At 55.6% G+C, this 20,517-nt stretch carries 18 protein-coding genes; 7 read left to right on the top strand and 11 right to left on the bottom strand.

From position 1 onward, the window contains the following. Positions 1-45 precede the first annotated feature (45 nt). Positions 46-1,632: a methyl-accepting chemotaxis protein gene (locus CPH17_RS19170; RefSeq protein ID WP_074395818.1), complete on the top strand. Its 1,587-nt coding sequence runs from the start codon at positions 46-48 to the stop codon at positions 1,630-1,632. A gap of 77 nt (positions 1,633-1,709) precedes the next feature. On the opposite strand, the gene CPH17_RS19165 is transcribed toward CPH17_RS19170, so the two are convergent. The 3 genes from CPH17_RS19165 to CPH17_RS19155 form a co-directional block, all read right to left on the bottom strand. Beyond that, positions 1,710-2,930: a glycosyl transferase gene (locus CPH17_RS19165; RefSeq protein ID WP_074395817.1), complete on the bottom strand. Its 1,221-nt coding sequence runs from the start codon at positions 2,928-2,930 to the stop codon at positions 1,710-1,712. Then, positions 2,927-3,844 carry an HAD-IIB family hydrolase gene (locus tag CPH17_RS19160; RefSeq protein ID WP_074395816.1) on the bottom strand — a complete coding sequence of 306 codons (918 nt, stop codon included), beginning with the start codon at positions 3,842-3,844 and terminating at the stop codon, positions 2,927-2,929. The genes CPH17_RS19165 and CPH17_RS19160 overlap by 4 nt, the downstream gene beginning before the upstream one ends. Positions 3,845-4,298: 454 nt before the next feature. Continuing rightward, entirely contained in the window at positions 4,299-5,249 is a 951-nt protein-coding gene (locus tag CPH17_RS19155; RefSeq protein ID WP_331710476.1) for an OmpA family protein, read from the bottom strand. A 318-nt stretch (positions 5,250-5,567) separates the two neighbouring features. On the opposite strand from CPH17_RS19155, the gene CPH17_RS19150 reads away from it, so the two are divergent. Further along, positions 5,568-6,245, top strand: coding sequence for a hypothetical protein (locus tag CPH17_RS19150; RefSeq protein ID WP_074398451.1), 678 nt, complete (start codon positions 5,568-5,570; stop codon positions 6,243-6,245). A gap of 4 nt (positions 6,246-6,249) precedes the next feature. After that, positions 6,250-6,840 (top strand): FlgO family outer membrane protein, encoded by a 591-nt coding sequence (locus tag CPH17_RS19145; RefSeq protein ID WP_231896519.1) that lies wholly within the window; start codon positions 6,250-6,252, stop codon positions 6,838-6,840. Positions 6,841-6,922: 82 nt separating this feature from the next. Here CPH17_RS19145 and CPH17_RS19140 read toward each other — a convergent pair whose 3' ends face one another. Continuing rightward, positions 6,923-7,165 carry a GlsB/YeaQ/YmgE family stress response membrane protein gene (locus CPH17_RS19140; protein WP_074395814.1) on the bottom strand — a complete coding sequence of 81 codons (243 nt, stop codon included), beginning with the start codon at positions 7,163-7,165 and terminating at the stop codon, positions 6,923-6,925. 129 nt (positions 7,166-7,294) lie between these two features. On the opposite strand from CPH17_RS19140, the gene CPH17_RS19135 reads away from it, so the two are divergent. The 4 genes from CPH17_RS19135 to CPH17_RS19120 all read left to right on the top strand — a co-directional run bounded on the left by CPH17_RS19135 (position 7,295) and on the right by CPH17_RS19120 (position 12,411). Then, on the top strand, positions 7,295-8,164 hold the full coding sequence (locus CPH17_RS19135; RefSeq protein ID WP_074395813.1) for a D-hexose-6-phosphate mutarotase: 870 nt from the start codon (positions 7,295-7,297) through the stop codon (positions 8,162-8,164). A 39-nt stretch (positions 8,165-8,203) separates the two neighbouring features. Continuing rightward, the gene (locus CPH17_RS19130; protein ID WP_074395812.1) at positions 8,204-9,592 is read left to right on the top strand and encodes a YcjX family protein; all 1,389 of its coding nucleotides are present in this window, start codon (positions 8,204-8,206) and stop codon (positions 9,590-9,592) included. Beyond that, the gene (locus CPH17_RS19125; RefSeq protein ID WP_074395811.1) at positions 9,589-10,626 is read left to right on the top strand and encodes a YcjF family protein; all 1,038 of its coding nucleotides are present in this window, start codon (positions 9,589-9,591) and stop codon (positions 10,624-10,626) included. Before CPH17_RS19130 ends, CPH17_RS19125 begins: the two co-directional genes overlap by 4 nt. A gap of 189 nt (positions 10,627-10,815) precedes the next feature. Continuing rightward, on the top strand, positions 10,816-12,411 hold the full coding sequence (locus CPH17_RS19120) for a BCCT family transporter (protein WP_096300998.1): 1,596 nt from the start codon (positions 10,816-10,818) through the stop codon (positions 12,409-12,411). A 289-nt stretch (positions 12,412-12,700) separates the two neighbouring features. On the opposite strand, the gene CPH17_RS19115 is transcribed toward CPH17_RS19120, so the two are convergent. From CPH17_RS19115 to CPH17_RS19085, 7 genes are all read right to left on the bottom strand, one after another. Continuing rightward, entirely contained in the window at positions 12,701-12,964 is a 264-nt protein-coding gene (locus tag CPH17_RS19115; RefSeq protein WP_074395809.1) for a PAAR domain-containing protein, read from the bottom strand. Further along, the gene (locus CPH17_RS19110; protein ID WP_082934317.1) at positions 12,961-13,809 is read right to left on the bottom strand and encodes a hypothetical protein; all 849 of its coding nucleotides are present in this window, start codon (positions 13,807-13,809) and stop codon (positions 12,961-12,963) included. Before CPH17_RS19110 ends, CPH17_RS19115 begins: the two co-directional genes overlap by 4 nt. A gap of 103 nt (positions 13,810-13,912) precedes the next feature. Next, positions 13,913-14,176 (bottom strand): PAAR domain-containing protein, encoded by a 264-nt coding sequence (locus tag CPH17_RS19105; protein WP_074395807.1) that lies wholly within the window; start codon positions 14,174-14,176, stop codon positions 13,913-13,915. Beyond that, positions 14,173-15,078 carry a hypothetical protein gene (locus CPH17_RS19100; RefSeq protein ID WP_074395806.1) on the bottom strand — a complete coding sequence of 302 codons (906 nt, stop codon included), beginning with the start codon at positions 15,076-15,078 and terminating at the stop codon, positions 14,173-14,175. The genes CPH17_RS19105 and CPH17_RS19100 overlap by 4 nt, the downstream gene beginning before the upstream one ends. Positions 15,079-15,087: 9 nt before the next feature. Continuing rightward, a complete protein-coding gene (locus tag CPH17_RS19095) occupies positions 15,088-16,992 on the bottom strand; it encodes a hypothetical protein (protein ID WP_074395805.1) in 1,905 nt (634 codons plus the stop codon). Then, entirely contained in the window at positions 16,989-18,347 is a 1,359-nt protein-coding gene (locus CPH17_RS19090) for a DUF4123 domain-containing protein (protein ID WP_074395804.1), read from the bottom strand. Before CPH17_RS19090 ends, CPH17_RS19095 begins: the two co-directional genes overlap by 4 nt. A gap of 3 nt (positions 18,348-18,350) precedes the next feature. Further along, positions 18,351-20,315, bottom strand: a complete 1,965-nt coding sequence (locus CPH17_RS19085; RefSeq protein ID WP_074395803.1) for a type VI secretion system Vgr family protein — start codon at positions 20,313-20,315, stop codon at positions 18,351-18,353. Between the last annotated feature and the right edge of the window lie 202 nt (positions 20,316-20,517).

Below are 20,517 nucleotides of genomic sequence, written 5' to 3'. Positions count from 1 at the left end.
TTCTATCAATTCAAAAACACACAATCGACACTACCGGAAAGCCTTATGACACGTTTGACAACGACACAAAAACTGTGGGGTACGTTAGCCATCATCTTGGTCGCCATGCTGTTACTGGTGGGCTGGCTCTCGTGGGAAAATCGGCAAACCATTGAGAATGAACGGCGGGATAGCCTGCAATACGTTATTGAAAGTGTGCATAGCCAAATTGAGGCATTGCAGGCAAAAGTAGAAGCAGGCGAGTTAAGCCTCGAAGAAGCGCAGGAGCGCGCCATTGACAACATGGCCAGCGTTCGCTTTGGTGACGGCGAATATATCTTTGCATTCGATAACGATCTGAAAATCGTCTCTCACCCAAGCCGCGATTCCGGCACAGACATGAGCGACTACCAGGATTCCAGTGGCCTACTGCTGTATGCCGAACTACTCGAAATGGCGCAGTCAGGAGGCGGTCACGTAGGATACTATTCCACCCGTTTAGGCGGTGACGAGCAGGTACCCAAGCTAAGCTACGTTGGCCACTTGCCCGAATGGGAATGGTCGCTGGCTTCTGGTGTGTATGTCGATGACATTAATACGGCTTTTGTATCGAGCCTGATCCGCTCAGGTGTCATCTTGTTGATCATCGGAGTCCCCGTCACCTTATTAATGGGCTGGGTGATTCGTGATGTATCACGCCGCTTGGGAGGCGACCCGCGCTATGCCGCAAGCGTGGTACGTCATATCGCCGATGGCGACTTAACGCGCACGACAAACCTTTCCGCCCGCGACCAGCAAAGCCTGCTGTTTGATATTGACCGCATGCGCGAGACGTTATCAGCAACCATTGGTAGCATTCACCACAGTGCGGATAACGTGAATACCTCGGTCGAACAGATCGTCGGAGTTAACGAAGAGTTATCCACACGTACCGAGCAGCAAGCTGCTTCGCTCGCCGAGACCGCCTCCAGCATGGAACAGCTAACGGCTACGGTAAAACAAAACGCTGAGCACGCTGATCATGCAAGCCAGTTGGCAAGCAAAACCACCGACAGTGCGCAAAAGGGTAGCGAGGCGATGACATCGGTGATTGATACCATGTCGACGATTAACGACAGCGCGACACAGATGAGCAGTATCGTCGCCACAATCGATTCGATTGCATTTCAAACCAATATATTGGCACTTAACGCCTCGGTAGAGGCCGCACGCGCAGGCGAACAGGGGCGTGGCTTTGCCGTTGTCGCCAGCGAAGTCCGCCAATTGGCTAGCCGCTCGGCGGCGGCAGCACAGGAAATTAAAACGCTAATTGATAACTCCGACGCCCAGGTCGTGCAAGGAAGTCGCCAAGTACGCGACACCGGCAGCGTGATTAGCGGTATCGTCGACAACATTAAGCAGCTTAATACGTTAGTGAAAGAAATCTCAGCGGCTACCAAGGAACAAAGCTATGGCATTGAGCAGGTCAACCAAGCTGTCACTCAGATGGATCAAATGACTCAGCAAAATGCCGGGCTGGTACAACAAAGTACCGGGGCAACACAACGTTTAGCAGACCTCAGCTTTGAATTACGCCAGCGGGTTGCACATTTCCAAATTGCCGGATCTCAAGCCTCTTCAACCCAGGCCCTGCCTTCCTCTCATCAGGGTTAATCACTAACCTTCAGTCTGGCTGGGCGCATCACCCATGATACGCCCAGCTAGCCCTCCCCTATCCGAATCAAAGCAACTTAAACATCGCCCTGATTATCCAGCTCCACGGCTTCGTGCATGCGCATGAGCAGGTCAGGGACGGCTGCCTGTACGCGGTTCCAACTGGGAATAAAGGGCCGTTCGCGGGGGTTATCCAGAAACAAATTACCTGCTTCCAACAGATTGCTAGCGAATAACTCAACGGCCTGCTCTTCGCTGTGACGATCAAGACTCAAACCGTTCATGGTGGCATCGTGATCGTAGGCCTCGATCAAGTCCAACGCCAGCCGGTAATAGGTTGCCTTAAGTGTGCGGAAATCTTCACTGCTGAACGTAATCCCCTGGGTGGCCAGTTTGCGATATAGCGCTTTGGCGATATCCAAGCTCATCCGATTCAGTCCGGCATCGGGGTTCTCTTCGCTGACCGGCTGGTGCTTATGGTCGTAGGCATCGGCAATGTCGACTTGGCAAAGCTGGCGCGGTGAGTAGTTTCGCTGAAGTTCAGAGAGAACGCCAATCTCAAGCCCCCAATCCGCTGGAATACGAATCCCCTCTAAAACGTCGCTGCGCATAGCAAATTCGCCCGAAAGCGGATAGCGGAAGCTATCCAAATAGTCGAGGTAAGGTAAGGGACCACATACGGTTTTAAGCGCTCGTAATAATGGCGTTACCATCAGGCGCGAGACGCGTCCGTTGAGCTTTCCTTCGGCAATGCGCGGGTAATAGCCCTTACAGAAGCTGTAGTTAAAGCGCGGGTGGGCAACCGGGTACATCAAGCGCGCCAACAGGCCTCGGTCATAAGTCAAAATATCGCAGTCGTGCAGCCCAACAACCGATGAACGACCAGAGGCCAGTATATAGCCTGCGCAATACCATACATTGCGGCCTTTCCCTGGTTCGAGCGAACCTAACCCGTGCTGTTCCAGCTCTGCATCCAACGCGCGTAAGCGAGGCCCATCGTTCCATAAAATACGTGTGTGCTGAGGCAAGCGTGAGAAGAACTCCCGCGCATATAAAAACTGCTCACGGTCGGCCCGATCCAGGCCAATCACGATCTCACCGAGATAAGGCACCTTAACCAGCTCATCGACAATGGCCGAAAGCGCCGGGCCTTCAAGCTCTGAAAATAACGAGGGCAGAATCAACCCCATCGGGCGGCGCCGGGCAAACTGACATAACTCCTTTTCCAACGCCTCAACCGGGCGACGCGTCAGGTTATGAAAATCGGTAATCACACCGTTTTGATGAAAATCACTCATGCGTTTGCCTCCTTTGCATCACGCGGATTGGCAGGGCTAAGCGCATCGCCCCACCAGTGGGACACCCCTTCAACCCAGCCCTCGGGGCCAGTGGCCTGCGTCCGGTAAAGATGAGGATTGCTTGGCTCTACCACCAAGTCATGACGACCTCGGATCACCACCGCCTGATCAACGGCGTTTAACATTGATACGTCGTTGGGGCCATCACCCAAACCAAGCGAAAGAGGGTCACGCCCACGTAGCGCTCGAAAGCGTCCAATTAGCCATGTGACCGCGCTACCCTTATCGGATGCGCTACCCATGACGTGGCAAAAGCGTCCGCCTTGGGTAAGTTGCAGGCCGTCGCCCTCCAGCGCGCAGCGGAATGTCTCAAGCGCTGTGTCGTCGTCGTGCCAAAGTAGCGGCTCGCTTCCCTCACGCTGGCGGGCTAATTTCGCCTGTGTTGCATCAAGGCCGGTCAGTCCAATTAGGTCGTCAAGGGTTAACTCACTCATGGGGGTAAAGCGCACCCCAAGTCGCTTACGCCAGACGCGCAGTCGGGCGCGAATAAAGCCTATATCAACGCTGGGCTGTTTAATCACCATCCCGTCACGTCCGTTTCCTGGTCGGTCCAGACGAGCATGGCACCAGCCAGGAGGAAGACCGATTACGGCGCCATTCTCGGCAATAAAGGGTGTTGCGGTTAGCCCCAGGGCCTCACGCAAGGGAAGTAACTCAGCACGAGTCTTACTGGTAACGGGGATGACGGGCACTTTCGCTTGTTTTAACTGGGCAAGCCATGCCTTTGCAGGGGTGGCGTCGTAGCTGTGGTGGTCAAGCAGGGAGCCATCTAGGTCGGTCACCACAAGGCGAGGTGGGCCTATATCATGCGCTCTATTATCGGGGGGCGCTGAAGCGCTGGCGTGTTCAAGCATGGCACAGCCTCTCTACTGCTAAGCGGTGGTCGCTCGTTATCGCACTAAATAAAGAAGGCGATAACAGCGTATCTCTTGCTTAGCACGATACGTGCCAATGCTGGTAACGCATTGATATCAATATAAGGAGTCGCAGCGCTGGCGGATGCTGCTAGGGAGTTGACGTAACGCCAAACTCTCCATGCACTTTTATAGTGCAATATCACGATACAAACTCATCAGAACTGCACCTTTAAGGCACCAACATGGTTTTACAATCAATTACAAAAAAACCAAGACAACCCTTGGCAGAGCCTTATAAATAGCTATACTGGAGTTGTACTCACTGGCAACCATGTACACCCCCCCCCTTTGCCAGTGAGCTGCAGTGAGCCAAGCCCTTTATGCCCGCCTCCCCCGGCGGGCTTTTTTATGCGCTGGCGATGACAGGGAAAGTAAATTGAAAAATCAGCATTTATTCCACGTGTATTACCACTTCGACTCGGCGGTTACGCCCTCGTCCTTCGGAGGTGTCGTTATCTGCCAACGGTTGAGTAGCCGCCAGTCCAACGGCACGCAGGCGCTCTGTTGCCACCCCTGAAGCTTCCAACGCTTCCACAATGGCAATGGCCCGGGCGCTGGATAACGCCCAGTTGGACGAATATTCGGGTGTGTCAATGGTTTGACTATCGGTATGCCCTTCAACCCACACTTCCCCATCGTAACGCTGAATAGTATCGAGCAATGTGCCGATCAAGTCGCTACCGTCATCGGTTAACCCCGCATCTGCGGAAGGAAACAGCAGTTGGTCTTGCACCCGCAGACTAATACCCTCTTCAACTCGGGATACTTCCACCCCTTCTAAGTCGGGTAAATATGTTGAACGGTCAAGTTGTTCGTTGAGTGATAAGGCGCCATCAACGGCATCGTTGCTGATTTCTTCGACATTACTAGGCGGCTTATCCGTCAGCACCACCATGTAATTGACCAGAGGAAACGGCAACGGTGGTTGCTCAACAGGGGCCAGGGGCATCGGCAAACGCGGTTCAGGCAACGCTGCTAACGGTTCTAATATATCGTCAGGCATAGCGAGCAACGGGGGGACACCTCTCGTTGTGCGCGGTGGGCGTCCGGCCACCCCTTGAGCGGCCGTTATCGTACTGGCCAGCAATGGCCCCCCCAGCCAAGTCGCTTGGTTAAGTCGCTCATCCCGCGCATTCGCCAACGGTTCGGGCAATGGGACTTCAAGCGGCGGCGCAGGCGACTGAAAAACGGGGTCAGGAGGTGTTTCAGACGCAAACCAAGCCGGACTCGTGGCATCAGCCGCCGCGATAATGATTACAAACAGCGCTACCAGAAGCGTCATGATATCGATGTAGCTCACCATCCACACACTACCGCTGTCGTCTTCGCGGTACGGGGACATAAGCGAATCGTGGCGAGGTCCGCTGCGGTGATCTTCAAGCATCCGTGTGATTACTCATTCAAGTTTTTAACCCCGTGGCCGATCTAATGCAATATGTCACGCTAACCCTACGGTTATCGGTTTTAATGCGTGCCTGAAAGCACAAACCCTGTGTTATTAAAGACGCTGAACCGCTGTCTGCTCAGCTGAGGTTGGCGCGCTGTTGATCAAACGCCGCCTAGTCTATCAAAAAGCCGTTTCGTAGCGAGAAGGAACCATCCGGTGCGCATCCGTTTTATCGATTTATCCTCATTGGCGCTACATCCGCTGGCCATCGGCATGGCGAGTCTTGCGCTAAGCGGTTGTTTCTACGCGAATACCTCGCAAGCCCCAATCGCCACTACCTATCCGTACAGCGAACAGCAACGCATGCAGGCTGCCCATCATTGGAATGTATTGGCCCGCCACGAGGCCACTCAGATCCTCCAGCGTGAGCGCGTTCGCTTCCGAGATTTGCACATAGCTGAAGCATCTCAAGACACACCCCATGCCTACAGCGGCGGGGAATTTGGCCGCGGTTTTCGCACATTACTGACCAGTGAGCTAGTCTCACGCGGTGCCAATCTTACCACCCAACCGCAACCTAACAGCGCCGAAATTCATATTGGCGTTGAAGTAGTCGAACACCGTGACCGGGACTTCGTTCGCCCGCCGGTTGGTGCATTCACTGCGCTGGCAGGTGGTATTGCAGTGGCCGCCATCCCGCTTAATCAGTGGGCTGAACCTGCCCTGGGCCTGATCCCCGCCGCCATAGCCGCTGACGTCACCAGCGGCAGCTGGACGCACACTGGCGAAGAAGAAGTCATCATCACCACCCAGATTCTCGACGGTGAGCATATCCTCTATTCTTCGTCGAACATCTACTACATTAACCGCGGCGACCGGCGTCAATACGCGCCTGACCGTGTTCCTTCCGCACCGTCAACGCCGTCGGTCTCGATTACGGACAGGTGGTAATGCGATGTCCATGATGTCATTTGCCTTTACTTATGTAACGCGCCCGCTGGCTGCTGCCAAGTGGTTAACTGTCAGCCTTTTGGTACTTGGCCTTGCAGGCTGTAGCTCGCTTGGCGGCAACAATATGCAACAGCAAGAGCCCGATCCGGACCTACCAGAACTCGCTCAGGCAGCCGCTGAACAGATGGTGGCGAGTAACCCCGACCTGACGCGTTATAGCCCCATGATTGCCGCGACGTTTGTTAGCATCGACGACTTGAGCCAATCCTCTACCTTAGGGCGCATGAGTTCTGAACTCATGGCGTCGGCACTGGGGCGTCAAGGCATGCAAGTGCGCGAGGTCAAAATGCGCGACAGCATGTTTATCGAAGAGAGCGTGGGCGAGTTGATCCTATCACGCGAGGTTCAACGCTTAAGCGCCCAGCACGACGCGCGCTCCATTCTGATGGGCACCTATGCTCAAGGGCAAGACTATGTCTATGTCAGCGCGCGGGTGGTACGCTCCGGTGATGCGATGGTATTGGGCAGTGCCGATTTCAAGCTGCCGCTTAACAATAACACGCGTAGCTTGCTGGAGGGGCAAGGCGGCTGGTAACCGCCCAGAAACACATGGACCCGCGACGCTTAACGTCGCGGGTCCATGGCAAGAGTATTACAGTCGCTTATCGCTCAAGACCTTAGGCCTGCTTCACCTTACTGATAATCCACAGTAAGACAACGGCCCCAACAATGGCGGTGACGAGCGATCCTATAAAGCCACCTGCTTGTAGACCCAACAGGCTAAATAAGAAGCCGCCTAGCACGGCACCAACAATCCCGACACCGATATTACCCAGCACACCAAAGCCGCCGCCCCGCATGATGTTGCCGGCAATCCAGCCAGCCAAACCACCAATAATTAACCAAGCAATAAAACCCATGTCGCCTCCTTTCTGTACGTGTGGTTAATTTTACGCTGTTTACTTGCTTGTTCTAACATAGCACACAGCGTTAAGGTCTCGCGCTAATATTCATTGATTGATAGTGGCCCTGCTGAAAAAGGATTGCCCATGATTCCCGACACCCTCCAGCAATTGCTTGACGGTGTAGACGGCCAACAGACGTCTCACTGGCAAGGACGCGAGCTTGTCTTGTTCAACGCCCCCTGGGGTGAATTGATTATATCGCTGCAGGGTGCTCAGGTGCTGCACTTTCGCCCGCCACAGGACCGTGGCTGGCTGTGGGTAACCCCCACACCGCAACCGATGCCGGGCGCCATCCGTGGCGGCATTCCGCTTTGCTGGCCGTGGTTCGCCGATGAGCGCTACGCTGACGAAACGCCTGACCGCAGCGGCACCTTCCATGGTTTGGCACGCCACGCTGAGTGGCGACTCGAAGCGGCGGATGAGCATGCCGAAGGGATCGAGCTCCACCTATCCCCAACCCAACGGTTGCATTCGCAACTGACGGTACGCGCAATTATCCAAGCCAATGCACAGCGCCTGGCCGTCGAATTGATCAGCGAAAACATCGGCGACACCCCGGTTAAGGTGAGTGGCGCACTGCATTCGTATTTGGCGGTCGATGATGCACATCAATGTCGCCTGGAAGGGTTAACCGGGGCACGCTATCTCGACAAGCTGCGTGACTTTGCGGAAAGCGAGCAGCAAGGCACGCTGGCGATTCGTGGCGCAGTAGATCGCATCTATCACTCCAATGAAGCCGTTATGCTCCACGACGGCCCGCGCACACTGCGCATCGGCAAACAGTCGAGCGATTCCACTGTAGTATGGCACCCGGATCAGCAGCCACCCGCCGATACCTCCATCGACGCTGCCAAACGTTTTGTGTGTGTAGAAGCTGCGAATACCCGATTAGACCCAGTATGGCTAGTTCCCGGTGCTCAGCATTTATTAGGCACCACATTAAGCAGAGCGTAGCGCCACGGCATTCCTACCCTTAATTGAGGACATCGCGCCATGCGCCAGCCGTTACGTCGCGAGCTGAGTAACCTGATAGAACGTGGCCGGGATCGCCAGCTTCGCTTGGCGGTAACCGGTCTCTCCCAAGCCGGCAAAACAGCCTTTTTGACCTCGCTGGTGAATCAGCTTCGCCACGCGGGAGTGGAGGCTCAATTAGACCTACTACCGGCGGCACGCGAAGGGCGCTTACTCGGCGCACAACGACTAAATCAGCCGGACCTAGGCGTACCGCGCTTTCCCTACGACCCGGGGATGGCCGCGCTACGCGATACCCCGCCCCGCTGGCCTGAGCCTACCCGGGGAATTAGCGAACTGCGCTTGCAGTTACGCTATCGACCCGCTCAGCAGGGCTGGCTTTCGCCGGACATTGCCCATCTGACACTGGACCTATTCGACTACCCCGGCGAGTGGCTGCTCGATTTACCGCTGTTACAGCACGATTTTTACAGCTGGTGCCAGACCCAGCCGCAGCACTCAGGCGATCAACGCCGTGGGCTATTTAGCGAATGGCTTGCCGAGGTAGAAAACCTCGACCCTGCTGCCGAGGCGGACGAAGCGCAATTGGCAAGCCTTGCTGAGGCTTACGCACAGGGCCTAAGGCGCGCAAAGCAAGCAGGTTTTTCCAACCTTCAGCCGGGGCGTTTTCTATTGCCGGGTGAACTCGACGGCGCGCCGGTCTTGCAGTTTTTCCCGCTGCCCCAGCTCACTATGCCCAAAGAGGAACTTGACGCACTACCGCCTGACAGTGTGTATGCCACCTTGGCGGCGCGCTTTCGCTATTACCAGCAGCAGGTGGTACGGCCTTTTTACCGCGACCATTTCCGTCGCTTTGATCGCCAAATTGTATTGGTGGACGTTTTGGGCGCCCTTAATGCCGGGCCTGAGCGGTTCGAAGATCTTTCCCAGGCGCTAAGCCAACTGATGCAAAGTTTTGATTACGGCAAGCGCAGCCTGCTATCCCGGCTATTTGCGCCCAAAATCGATAGGCTGGCCATTGCGGCCACCAAAGCGGATCATGTCACGCCCGAGCAGCATGGCCATGTTGTGCAGTTGCTCGAAGCCTTGTTAGCCGAGCCGCTTAAGGATTTACGGTTTGCCAACGTGCCCGTCAAGGCGCTCTCGCTGGCCGCCATTCGCGCTACCGAGGCGCGTGAAGTGGTGCACAATAGTAAGCGCTCGCCTGCTTTGAGAGGCACAACCCTTGAGGGTGAAGACGTTCTGGTGTATCCCGGCGATGTGCCGCCCCGCTTGCCAACGCCCGATTTTTGGCAACAGCAAGGCTTTGACTTTCCCAGCTTTCGCCCCATGGACACTGAGTCTGACGCGCTTGCCCACATCCGCATGGACGCCGCCATCGACTGGCTGATTGGAGATAAACTCACATGACCACCCCACAGCCACGTCGGCACTTCAACCTTGATGAACCCATGGAAACCCGCGATGGCCCTGATGTCGAGCTTCGCCAGCGCGAAACGTTTGCGCCTACCGACCATCACCAGCCCCTGCCCCCCACTGCCGAGGAAAAAGCCCTCCCCGAGGCTCGGCTGGGCGCGCCGCGCAAACGTCGCTGGGGACTTATGTTGGCGCTGGCAGGTGGCGCAACCCTGGGGGTTCTTGAGTTTGTCACCGGCATCCCCGAGGCCCTAAGGCAATCCCAATGGATGACGGTGGCCTGGCAGGTATTTGGCATTGGGTTGATTGGCCTGGGCGGGATATCACTGCTTAAAGAACTCGGCCGTCTTCGCCGCCTAAAGCGCCACGACCGACTGCGTAGCGACTTGGCCGAACTGCCCGAACGTTCGACCAAGCAGGCTCAGAGCATGGCTGAGCAACTCAAGCGGCAACTCAAACTGGCCGATGACGACCCACACTGGCAAGCTTTTAAACACGCCTGCCAGCCTCACCATAGTGGCGTAGAGATCCAGACATTGCTGCGCTATCACCTGCTAGCACCACGTGACCGCGAGGCACAGCGTTTAATCACGCGAATGTCCGGCGAAACCGCCATTATGGTAGCGGTAAGCCCATTAACGCTGGTCGATATGGCGCTGGTCGCCTGGCGCAGTCTCGCGATGGTGGACAGACTATGTCGGCTTTATGGATTGGAACTGGGATACGCCAGCCGCCTGCGGCTATTCCGCCACGTTTTGCACAACATGGCGTTTGCCGGGGCGAGCGAATTGGTCACCGACGCCAGTATGGACATGTTGTCGTTGGACTTGGCCAGCCGCCTTTCCGCACGCGCTGGCCAGGGACTCGCCACCGGGCTACTTAGCGCCCGCTTGGGGCTGCGCGCCCAGCGGCTATGCCGCCCCGTAGCGTTCACCCACGATGAACAGCCCAGGCTTGCCGACCTGCGTCAGGACCTGTGGCGGCAAATCAAACGGCTCGACAAGGAAGCGGGCTCGCAGGACCACTAACCTCGACATAAAACCTGCGATAACAGGGTAGTTCGAAACCGTCCATAATACCGCTGCGTTGGCAACAAGTTAGGATTCAACGCTAGTTAGCGCCATGATGGTGTTTCAACGCAGCATCTTCTGACCGACTAGAAGAGGTATTTTATGAATCACTCGAACGAGTCCGAGCCTGCTCCTGGGGCGAACGACATGCAGACCGACTATGTCGTCGGCCAGGACAATATCAAGGGGCAGCTCGGCCCTTTTGGTTTTGATATTCACAACCGAGTTTTCCTAGTATCTGCGCTTGCCTCAGTCATCTTCATTGTCCTCACTCTGCTATTTCCAGAACGTGCAGGAAACCTGTTCCAGTCCATCGTCGCCTTCTCTACGGGCACCTTGGATTGGTATTTCATGATCCTGGTGGATTTCTTCATTGTGTTCTGCCTGGCGCTGGTCGTGCTGCCTTACGGGTCGGTAAGGCTAGGCGGGCCCGATGCCCGTCCGGAGCACAGTTACCTGTCCTGGTTCGCGATGCTGTTTACCGCTGGTATCGGTATCGGCTTGCTGTTTTTCGGCGTGCTGGAACCGGTTTATCATGCCAACGTCTCTCTGCCGCTGGGGATTGAATCCCCTTTCAACGCCGATGGAGAGCTGAATCCTGACGCAATCGGCGAGGCCAGCGCCATGGGACTTGCCGGCACCTACCTGCATTGGGGGATCCATGGCTGGGCGGTGTACGTGGTCATGGCGCTGGCCTTGGGCATCTTTACCTATAACAAGGGCCTGCCCTTCTCGATTCGCTCGGCGTTTTTTCCGATCCTCGGCGAACGCGTCTGGGGCTGGTGGGGCCATGTGATCGATATTCTGGCAGTGTTCTCCACGCTGTTTGGCCTGGCGACATCGCTGGGACTCGGGGCTCAGCAGGCCAATGCGGGGATGAACTTCGTCTTCGGCCTGGAAGTTAGCACGACGACCCAGGTCATCGTCATCTTGCTGGTGACGGCGGTTGCCATGATATCGGTCTGGCGCGGACTCGAGGGAGGCGTAAAGAAGCTTTCCGAGATCAATATGGTCCTGGCCGTATTATTTTTCTTTTTCGTATTGTTTGCAGGCCCTACGCTGATCGCCCTAAGCGGGTTCTGGTCGGGGCTTTCGACCTATGTGACTGAGTTTATGCCTTTATCGGCGCCCTTCGGTCGGGACGATGATGACTATCGTCAGGCCTGGACAATTTTCTACTGGGCCTGGTGGGTCAGTTGGGCGCCTTTCGTGGGCATGTTTATCGCTCGAGTGTCGAAGGGCCGCACGGTGCGCGAATTCGTGCTCTGTGTACTGCTGGTACCCAGTCTGTTTATTTTTATCTGGATGGGCGTCTTCGGCTCCACCGCGCTTGATCAGCTCTATGCCAACCCAGCCAGTAGTCTGGTCAAGGAATATGTAATCGACAATTATAGGCCTGAACTGTCGCTGTTCGGCATGCTCAACGAGCTGCCGCTGACGGGGCTGATGTCGACCCTAGGCATCATTCTGGCATTGATCTTCTTTGTCACCTCCTCGGATTCTGGATCCCTGGTGATCGATACCATCACCGCGGGCGGTAAGATCGACGCGCCCCGTCCTCAGCGGATGTTTTGGGCGGTCGTGGAAGGTCTCATCGCGATCGTGCTGCTTATCGGGGGTGGTCTGACAGCGCTTCAGGCGGGCGTAACCGCCACGGCGATTCCGTTCTCCATCGTGATGCTGCTGATGTGCTACTCAATCATCAAAGCGCTCAATGGGGAATTGCGGCACTTACGCAGTTGAGATTCCACCATTCAAAAAGGGGTTAGCCTCGGAAGCTCCTCCGAGGCTAACCCCATTCGCCGCACATTAGCCGTCATTGTCTAAAATCATCCGGATAGCGCTTTTCCCTGCCGTCTGAATCGGTAAAAACAGGCCAAGGCGCATCTGTATTCACTGATTGATATTCAAAGGGTACCAATATCTCGCCTTCCGCTAGATGATGCCAAATTTTGCTCATAACGCGCGATAAACATATCCGTCGTTACACCAGTTTCCGATCTTCAGTAACTCAATAAAATGATGCGATGCATTAAGGCGCCACCTTGGCACTGCTCGACACCGTAATAATCTCGCCACCATGATCGGTTTTGCAGCCCAGGTAGGCGGTGGGCTTACCATCGTGGTTGGAGTGACTGGAACCTTCGATGATGGTGGCACCACAACCGGTTTTGTCACCTACCCGCGCCACGGGCTGGCCCTCTACCTGAGAGGGCGAACCGGAGACAATTTCCGTAGTGCCATGACCGTGGATGGGGCAGCGGTGTAGATCGCCTTTGCGGGCAACGGGTTTCATCGGCAGATTTCCCACTGGCCATCGCGGCGGGTGAAGTAGAGACTTACGTAGCTAGCACGACCTTCCTGTGAAACATTATTAAAACGAATGGGTTCACTTACCCCTTTTGTGGTCAGCCATGCCACGCGATTATCTGCTCCCAGGTTTAGCGTCATAGGCTCTTCGGGGAAATCGTCTAACTGGTAAATATCAGGATTGTCAAAATACATACTGTAGCTAAACCGATCCCGCACATAGTCTTCGGGGGTGCCCGAAGCCCGGGCGAGTTCTTTTGTCCTTGTCGACGCGGCCGCTAACAGGGCATCGTTATCGCCCGCTGCAAATAGCGCATGCAGTCGGCGGTATTCGCGGGTCAGGCTATCGCGAGTAGCGTCGTTGTCCTTTAGAACATCGCCTTCTTCCCAGCACCAAGTGGGCATCTGTTGACGGTTTTGGAACGGCACATGCAACCTGAAGTGACCAACATGATCCTCCCACCGAATACTATTCTCTACTGGTTGCAGGGGGGCGTTAGGGTCTCTTGATACGACTTCAGGCTCTACATCCTCTTCCTCCGGTTTGATCATGATTTCAAAAGCGGTCTTAGCCTCCGTATTCGGGTTTTGATCTGACTCCCAATACTCCATAGAGAGTCGTATCTCATGCCCCTCTGCAAAAGGCACTGGCCAAGCGTAAAATTGAATTTCGTTACGTCCATTACGCACATACTGAGTGACTGGCAGCATCGTATTCTGCGCACTAGGCTCGCCTTTGAAGTCGAGTAGAATATCTTGGATGTGCGTACCGGTGGCTAATCCATTGACGTTCCAGCGTACGCCAAACTGATACTCGGTTTCCTGTGCCATAGCTGGTGCACTAGTAAGTGTCAGCGCAACAAGCCAACCGTGAGCTATCCATTTCTTCATGCTATCAAATGCCTTGGCCAACTCTATAAACTGACACGACCCTTTAAGGCTCCACCTTGGCACTGCTCGATGCGGTAATAATCTCACCACCATGATCGGTTTTGCAGCCCAGGTAGGCGGTGGGCTTACCATCGTGGTTGGAGTGGCTGGAACCTTCGATGATGGTGGCGCCGCAGCCGGTTTTATCACCCACCCGCGCCACGGGCTGGCCCTCTACCTGAGAGGGCGAACCGGAGACAATTTCCGTAGTGCCGTGACCGGGAATCGGACAGCAGTGCAGGTCGCCTTTGCGTGCGATGGGTTTCATCGGCAGATTTCCCACTGGCCATCGCGGCGAATGAAGTAAGGCCTTACTCGGCTTGAAACATCATTCTCTTGAATATGATTAAACCTTATCGGGACTTGGACGCCTTCCGTTGTTAGCCATGCCACGCGATTATCTGCTCCTAAGTTCAACGTCATGGGCTCTTCGGGAAAATCATTTAACTGGTAGATATCCGGGTTATCGAAGTACATGGTGTAGCTGAACCGGTGACGCACGTAGTCTTCCGGCGTACCCGAAGCCAGGGCAAGTTCTTTTGTCCTTGTCGACGCAGCCGCTAACAGGGCATCGTTATCGCCCGCTGCAAACAGCGCATGCAGTCGGCGGTATTCGCGGGTCAAGCTATCGCGGGTAGCGTCGTTATCCTTTAGAACATCGCCCTCTTCCCAGCACCATGTGGGCATCTGCTGGCGGTTATTGAACGCGACTTCCAATGTATCGTTATCCTCGTTACGATTAAAACGAATACCGTTTTGCCGTGGCTGTAAAGGGGCTTCTGGCTCTATAGAAATGACTTCGGGTTCTGCATTATCCTGACCAGGCATCATGACAACTTCAAAAGCAGTTTTCGCATCGGTGTTAGGGTTGTCACCCGGCTCCCAATAAAGTAACGATACTCGTAGCTCGTGATCAGACTCATATTCAAGCGGCCACGTATATAACTTGACCGTATTCTTACCATTTTTGATGTATTGAGAAATGGGCAGAAGAGTATCCCGATTGCTCGACGTGCCGGAGAAATCTAACATAATATCTTGTACGTCAATCGAAGAGGCTAAGCCATTAACGCTCCAGCGTACGCCAAACTGATACTCGGTTTCCTGTGCCATTGCCTGTACCCCCATATTGAGCAATACCGATAAAACGAAAGTAATAAGTAATTTCATGTGATGCCTTTAACCTGCGTTGTTAAATGGATGAAACGTTCCCGTCCAGCTATCGGCCAAACGGTAGCGATGGGTTTCACCATCTTCTTGCCAGCGAGTACCGTCGTCCGTCTCAACCACTTGGGAACTGCTGTGCTGGGCTTGTCGGCTACGACCACCAGCAACTGGCTCATTCCCACCTGACTCTACATCCGCCTTTTTATACCCCTGTACACTGAGCATCGCACCGGCATGGGAAAGCTGGTAACCCCATTGGCCGTTTTCGATGGCAATTGTGATACTGCCGCTGGTTGCCACCTGAACGCCGTACTTGAATACGGTTCGCTCGGTGAACAGGCTGTCGAAGTACCCCATCATGCCGCCGCTGACCAGGGCGCTTAGGGTGATGCTCACCTGCCCTTCCGGTTGCTCGAAGGCGTTGACTTGTACGTTGTAGGTGGCACGAAGCATATTTTCCGTACCCTCGGGGCCAACACCCAACCCAACCTCCATGAATAAAGCGGGCATCAACTGGCCTTCGGCAAAATACACATTAAAGCCACCTTCAACACTTTCCAGAAACGTGACGAGCGCGGCGCCACCGCCGGTTCCCCTGGCGGCTATTTTCAATGCTTCGTAGATATCGAGCTGCACCCCACACTCATACGCTAGCGAAAGCCTCGGTGTAATTTCCCAGCTCGTTCCGGGGCCACCGCTCTCTTCCACCTGCTCAGTGGTCGCGCCCAGCATTAACTCCGGGCCACGGGTGTAGAAGCTGAATAGCTTGCTATCGTCATTTTCGGTGCCACTCAGGTTTTTGGCGATACGCTGCGACGCCTCGGTCAGAGTGCCAATAAATCGCTCAACCGTGTTTTGCTGTTGCCGCTGGCTCTCTGCTTGGCGAAGTGAGGAACCAGTATCAAGGGTCTCGGTTTCGCTGGGACTTTTACCCACGGTTATTGTGGTGTTTTTAGCACCACATACGACAGTGAGGTCAGCGTGGATGCCCCAGCCTTGCCGTGCGGTTACCTGCCTTACCCGCGACCCCATGCTCTGTTCTGCGGCGATCATACGGCCTTCCCTTTTTTCGACCGGACGGGTATCGATCGTAGGCGGCGCGATAGTCACCAAGCCGTCGAACTTTAGCTGCGGTAGCGTCACTGTCGTGAAATGGAAGTCGTTCGTGCCGTCATAACTGATGCGAAAACGCTCTTCGTTTACCATGGCGGTACGGTTCATGAGTACATTCAGCAACATGACGGCAGCTTTAAAGGCGAGCTCTTCATTCGTAGAGACCACCCCCATCAGCACGCTGGGTAGGGTGATGGGCGGAACGGGCTGGGTCATCACCGTAAAATCAACGGTGGAGGTCGCTCCTGGGGCGAGCGCAGTACCGTTAATCTCGTCGGTCCAATAGAGCGTGTGCTGCTCATGGGGGCAGTTGCTGGCCAGATTGATCGTTACTTGGCCTTCATCCTTGAGCTGCGTACCAGCTAGAAAATCTTCGAAGGTTCCCTCGCCCGTCACAAACTGATCCGCAACAAAATATATTTTGCAGTCCGTAGCAGAGAGTTCATTTTCTCCTTGCAGTACTACGCGGGTATTCTCACCGGCGTGGCAAACGACCTCCACCTGTTCGATACAAGGTGTTAGTGAGGCACACTCAACGCACATGGCGCCAAATTCAGGGTCCTGACGGCTTTCTTCGTCTGCGGGTTCCGGCGGAATCGGGCTTTCCGTGATTGGTTGCCCACCATTTGCCAAGAAGTCGTTGTAGTGGTTTTGGGCCGTGGCCGCTTCCAGTGCGTCACGCTGAACGTCGTCTGCTTGCATAGCATTTTGGATCGATCTTAGCGTTGTCGCAGGGCTGGAGAAGCGCTCCGGCTGGTGTTCCGCTAAATACGCAATGTCTTCGATGCTTGGTTGATAGCTCATGGACGTTCCTCGTCAGCGATGGGCCGATAGTTGTCTTCATGCTCACCCGATTGTGGATAGGGGGCTAGTAGCGCATGCCGTATACGCCCTCGAGGTAGCCACTCTTCTAATAGCTGGCACTTCCGCCAGCCAGCGAGTTTAGCGTTGTCGAGTATTCGCTGTGCGTCGGGGTGACGCTGGGGAAAGTCTGCACCAACCTCCAGCACACAAATGGCCAGCGTTTTTATCTGTTTTTTGGATTGCACCCCATACCGCTGCCCTAACTGTGTGGCCTCGATCACCGCACGCATCCGCTCACCTTCGGATACCTGGGGGTAACGCTCTTTGAGCGACCGTGCGAGGGCTTGGCTCGCCCTTGACTGTGCAAGCTCGCCAAAATGCTGGTACTCCGCTTGCCCTATCGCAAACTGCCGCCCCTGGCCGTTGACGGCGCGGGCATCGTCGCTAAGGCTGATACACACTAGGCATCCTTGCACCTCGCTGGCATCGGTATCCAGCGCCATCGCGGGTGCGAACTCAAGCTCAGGCGGCAACGCCATCAGGGGAGAGACAGGAAGGATCAGTGCCTCTATCGGTGCCATAAAAGCGGCCAGCTTCCAGGGCTCCAGCGCTTGGCCCATGTCCAGCGCCACTCGGGGGTCGTAAAAGCGAAAGTACACCGGGGCCTGATCGTTGGCGGGCGTCCATAGCATCGTGAACTTGCGCAGGTGGCTGCGCAGTTGCTTTATCGTTGCGTTTGATTGCAGGAGTATCCCCCAGTGCTGATCCTGGGGAAGGCTTTCCAGCCATTCGCGTAGGTCGCTGTCTGCTTCAAGGCGTACCAGCCAGGGGGCATTGGCCTGGGTGGCGGTATCCGTAGAGGCATAGAGGCAGGCGCTTTGGGCCTCGGCTTGGCCAAGGCGTGCCATGGCGTCCCGGCAGTTAACCCCGTCGATGACCGCCCATAGCGGTGGCTGATGGAGGGCAAACAGCGCTTGCCAAGTGATCTCCTGGTAGTTTACCGGCGGGAGGGTCACTGCGGGTTCGGGCCCGGGCGCTTTCTCCGATAAAAGGGGTAGCATCTCGCCATAAGCTACCGGCTGTTGTGGCGAGGTGGTGTGGGCCAGTTCCACCAGCCTTTGAACCAGGCCTTCGCGTCGACAGCGCTGAAGCAGGGTTTCAATGGCATCAAGGCGTATCAACCCCAGGCCATCATCGTGACACTGCTGCTGTAATAGCGCCCTTACCTGGGCTTCATCCTCGGCCAGCACGGCGGCGACGGTGACGGCTTCGTCGGCGTCCTCTTCCCAGCGTCGGGTGCTGGGGAAATGGGCCATGACATGGCAGCGGGCCAGCCAGTAGTCAGCCGTTACCATGGATTACTCCTCTTCGAGCGGGCAGTGGGAGACAAACGGACTGCCTTCGCCTGCGGCGGCCTCAAGCACAGCGGGGATGGGAGGGAGCGCCGCTGAACTGGGCGATGCCGAACCCACATTAAGGGTGGGCGTCACGTCTACGCTGCCGCCAGCAACTACCAACGCGGCACCACCGGCGACCAGGGTTATTTTGCTGGCATCCAGTATCAATTCGCCATCTGCTTTAAAGGTGATATCGCCGTTGGCATGTGTTTGATAGCTGCCACCCACCGTTAATCCGCGCTCGCCGTCTATCTGTTCGGTGTGGTTGGTGCGCACGGTGATATCGCGGTTGCCGTCGATAGTTTCGACGCGATCCTTGGCGACCGCCAAGTGGGAGTTATTGCCGATAGTCGCGGTATCGTCGAACTCGACCCGCTTCTGCCGCGAGTTGAGGACATGCAGTTCCATATTTTTCTGGGCGTGCATGTAGATAAATTCTTCCCCGGCCTTGTCTTCAAAGCACAGCTCGTTAAAGCCTTCCCCTTGGTGGGTCTGGGTTTTGATCGCTATGCGGGTTTTATGCTCGGGCAAGGGATACGGCGCGGTATTGGCGGCGTGGTAGGTACGGCCGGTGATCAACGGCTGATCCGGGTCGCCTTCCAGGAAAGAAACGATCACTTCATGGCCGATACGGGGTATCGCGATGCTGCCGTAGCCGCCACCCGCCCAGCCTTGAGAAACCCGCACCCAACAGCTGGCTTTTTCATTGGGTTCTGAGTCGCGATCCCAGGGGAACTGTACCTTGACCCGACCGTATTCGTCGCAGTGAATCTCTTCCCCTGAGGGGCCTACGACAAACGCTACCTGAGGCCCATCGACACGCGGTTTCACATTGAGTGTTGCCCGCCAGGCGGTGTCGGCAGGCCCTAGCACCAGCGTGTTGTGGTAGCGAGTCATCCCTGCGGTATCGCTACTGGAAATACTGTCTTCTTCCAACGCCTGGGGCTGTTCGCCGTGATGAATTACCTCGATAAGCTGCCAGTCACGATTGAGGCTGTCGTTATCATGGTCAGTCAGCGTAAAGCAAACGCCGGGGGCAAGTTCCGGCAGGTCACTCTCGGCGTGAGCGGTCACCGCTTCGCGGCGCAGGTGCTCTAAACGAATACGGGTAAACGGTTTGCCGGAGGCATCCTGTTTGTAGCGTCCAGGATAGTCATAATGTTCGTAGTCAGCTTGTTGACCGTGCTGTTCAACATCCTGCCCCTGATGCTCATGCAGCTGTGCATAGCTAGGGTTCTTGAAACTGTAGTCCTTTAGCGTCGCGGAGGAGCTGGCTACCCGCGCCGTATGGCGAAGCTTACGCACATGGCGCGTGGGCGGTGTTCCCCCCGCACGGCTGTGGTAGGTGCGCTCGCCCAGGCTGGGTAACGTTTTAGGATCATCGGTGAAGATGAGGCGATGCGCCCCTTCTTCGAAAGCATGGTAGTAGAACAGCCCTTCTTCGGCAGCCAGACGCTCGATAAACGCAAGGTCCGTTTCACGGTACTGTACGCAGTATTCACGCTCGGCTGGCTCGCGGGTAACATCAAAAGTGACGTCACTGACGCCGCGCTCCTGACAAAGGGTGCGGATAATCTCAAGCGGCGAGAGCGCTTGAAAGATGCGCGAGTTGTGACGCAGGAAGAGTCGCCAAAGCGCGGGGCGCATTACCAGGGAGTAGAAGGTGCGGCGGTGGCCGCGGTCGCCCTGGGAAAATTCGCTGACAATGCCGTGAATATGGCGCAGCGCTTCGCCGCTATGCCAGATAGTTAAGGTGGCTTCACGATCCAATAGCTCGCTGGCGGCAAGTTGGCCGTTGCGGCTGGCAAGGTTGAGCGATAGCTCGAAGGGTGCTGACAGTTTTTCTCGGTGGGAGAAATCCACCACGGCGATATCGTCTACGCCGGGCAAGGTGAGAGTAAAGGAAAGGCCGTTACCGTTCGCCATCACACCACTCCCTGAATCATTTTTTTACTAATAAGAGGCGATAAGGGTAATAGGATGGCGAGAGGTTGCAACGTCCTTCGGGGCTAGCGGGCTGGTGGGAGAAAAATCACGCGTTACTGAGCCAACCTATAAAATCAAATAAAAACAAATAGTTATTAAATATCAAGGCGCTCTTCGCATTAGTCTCTTGTAAGCCGTCTCT

The sequence above is a fragment of the Halomonas sp. hl-4 genome (genome assembly GCF_900215475.1).
Taxonomy (GTDB): domain Bacteria; phylum Pseudomonadota; class Gammaproteobacteria; order Pseudomonadales; family Halomonadaceae; genus Vreelandella.
The sequence above is the reverse complement of the archived record's forward strand: the minus strand, read 5'-3'. Positions and strand labels throughout refer to the sequence as shown.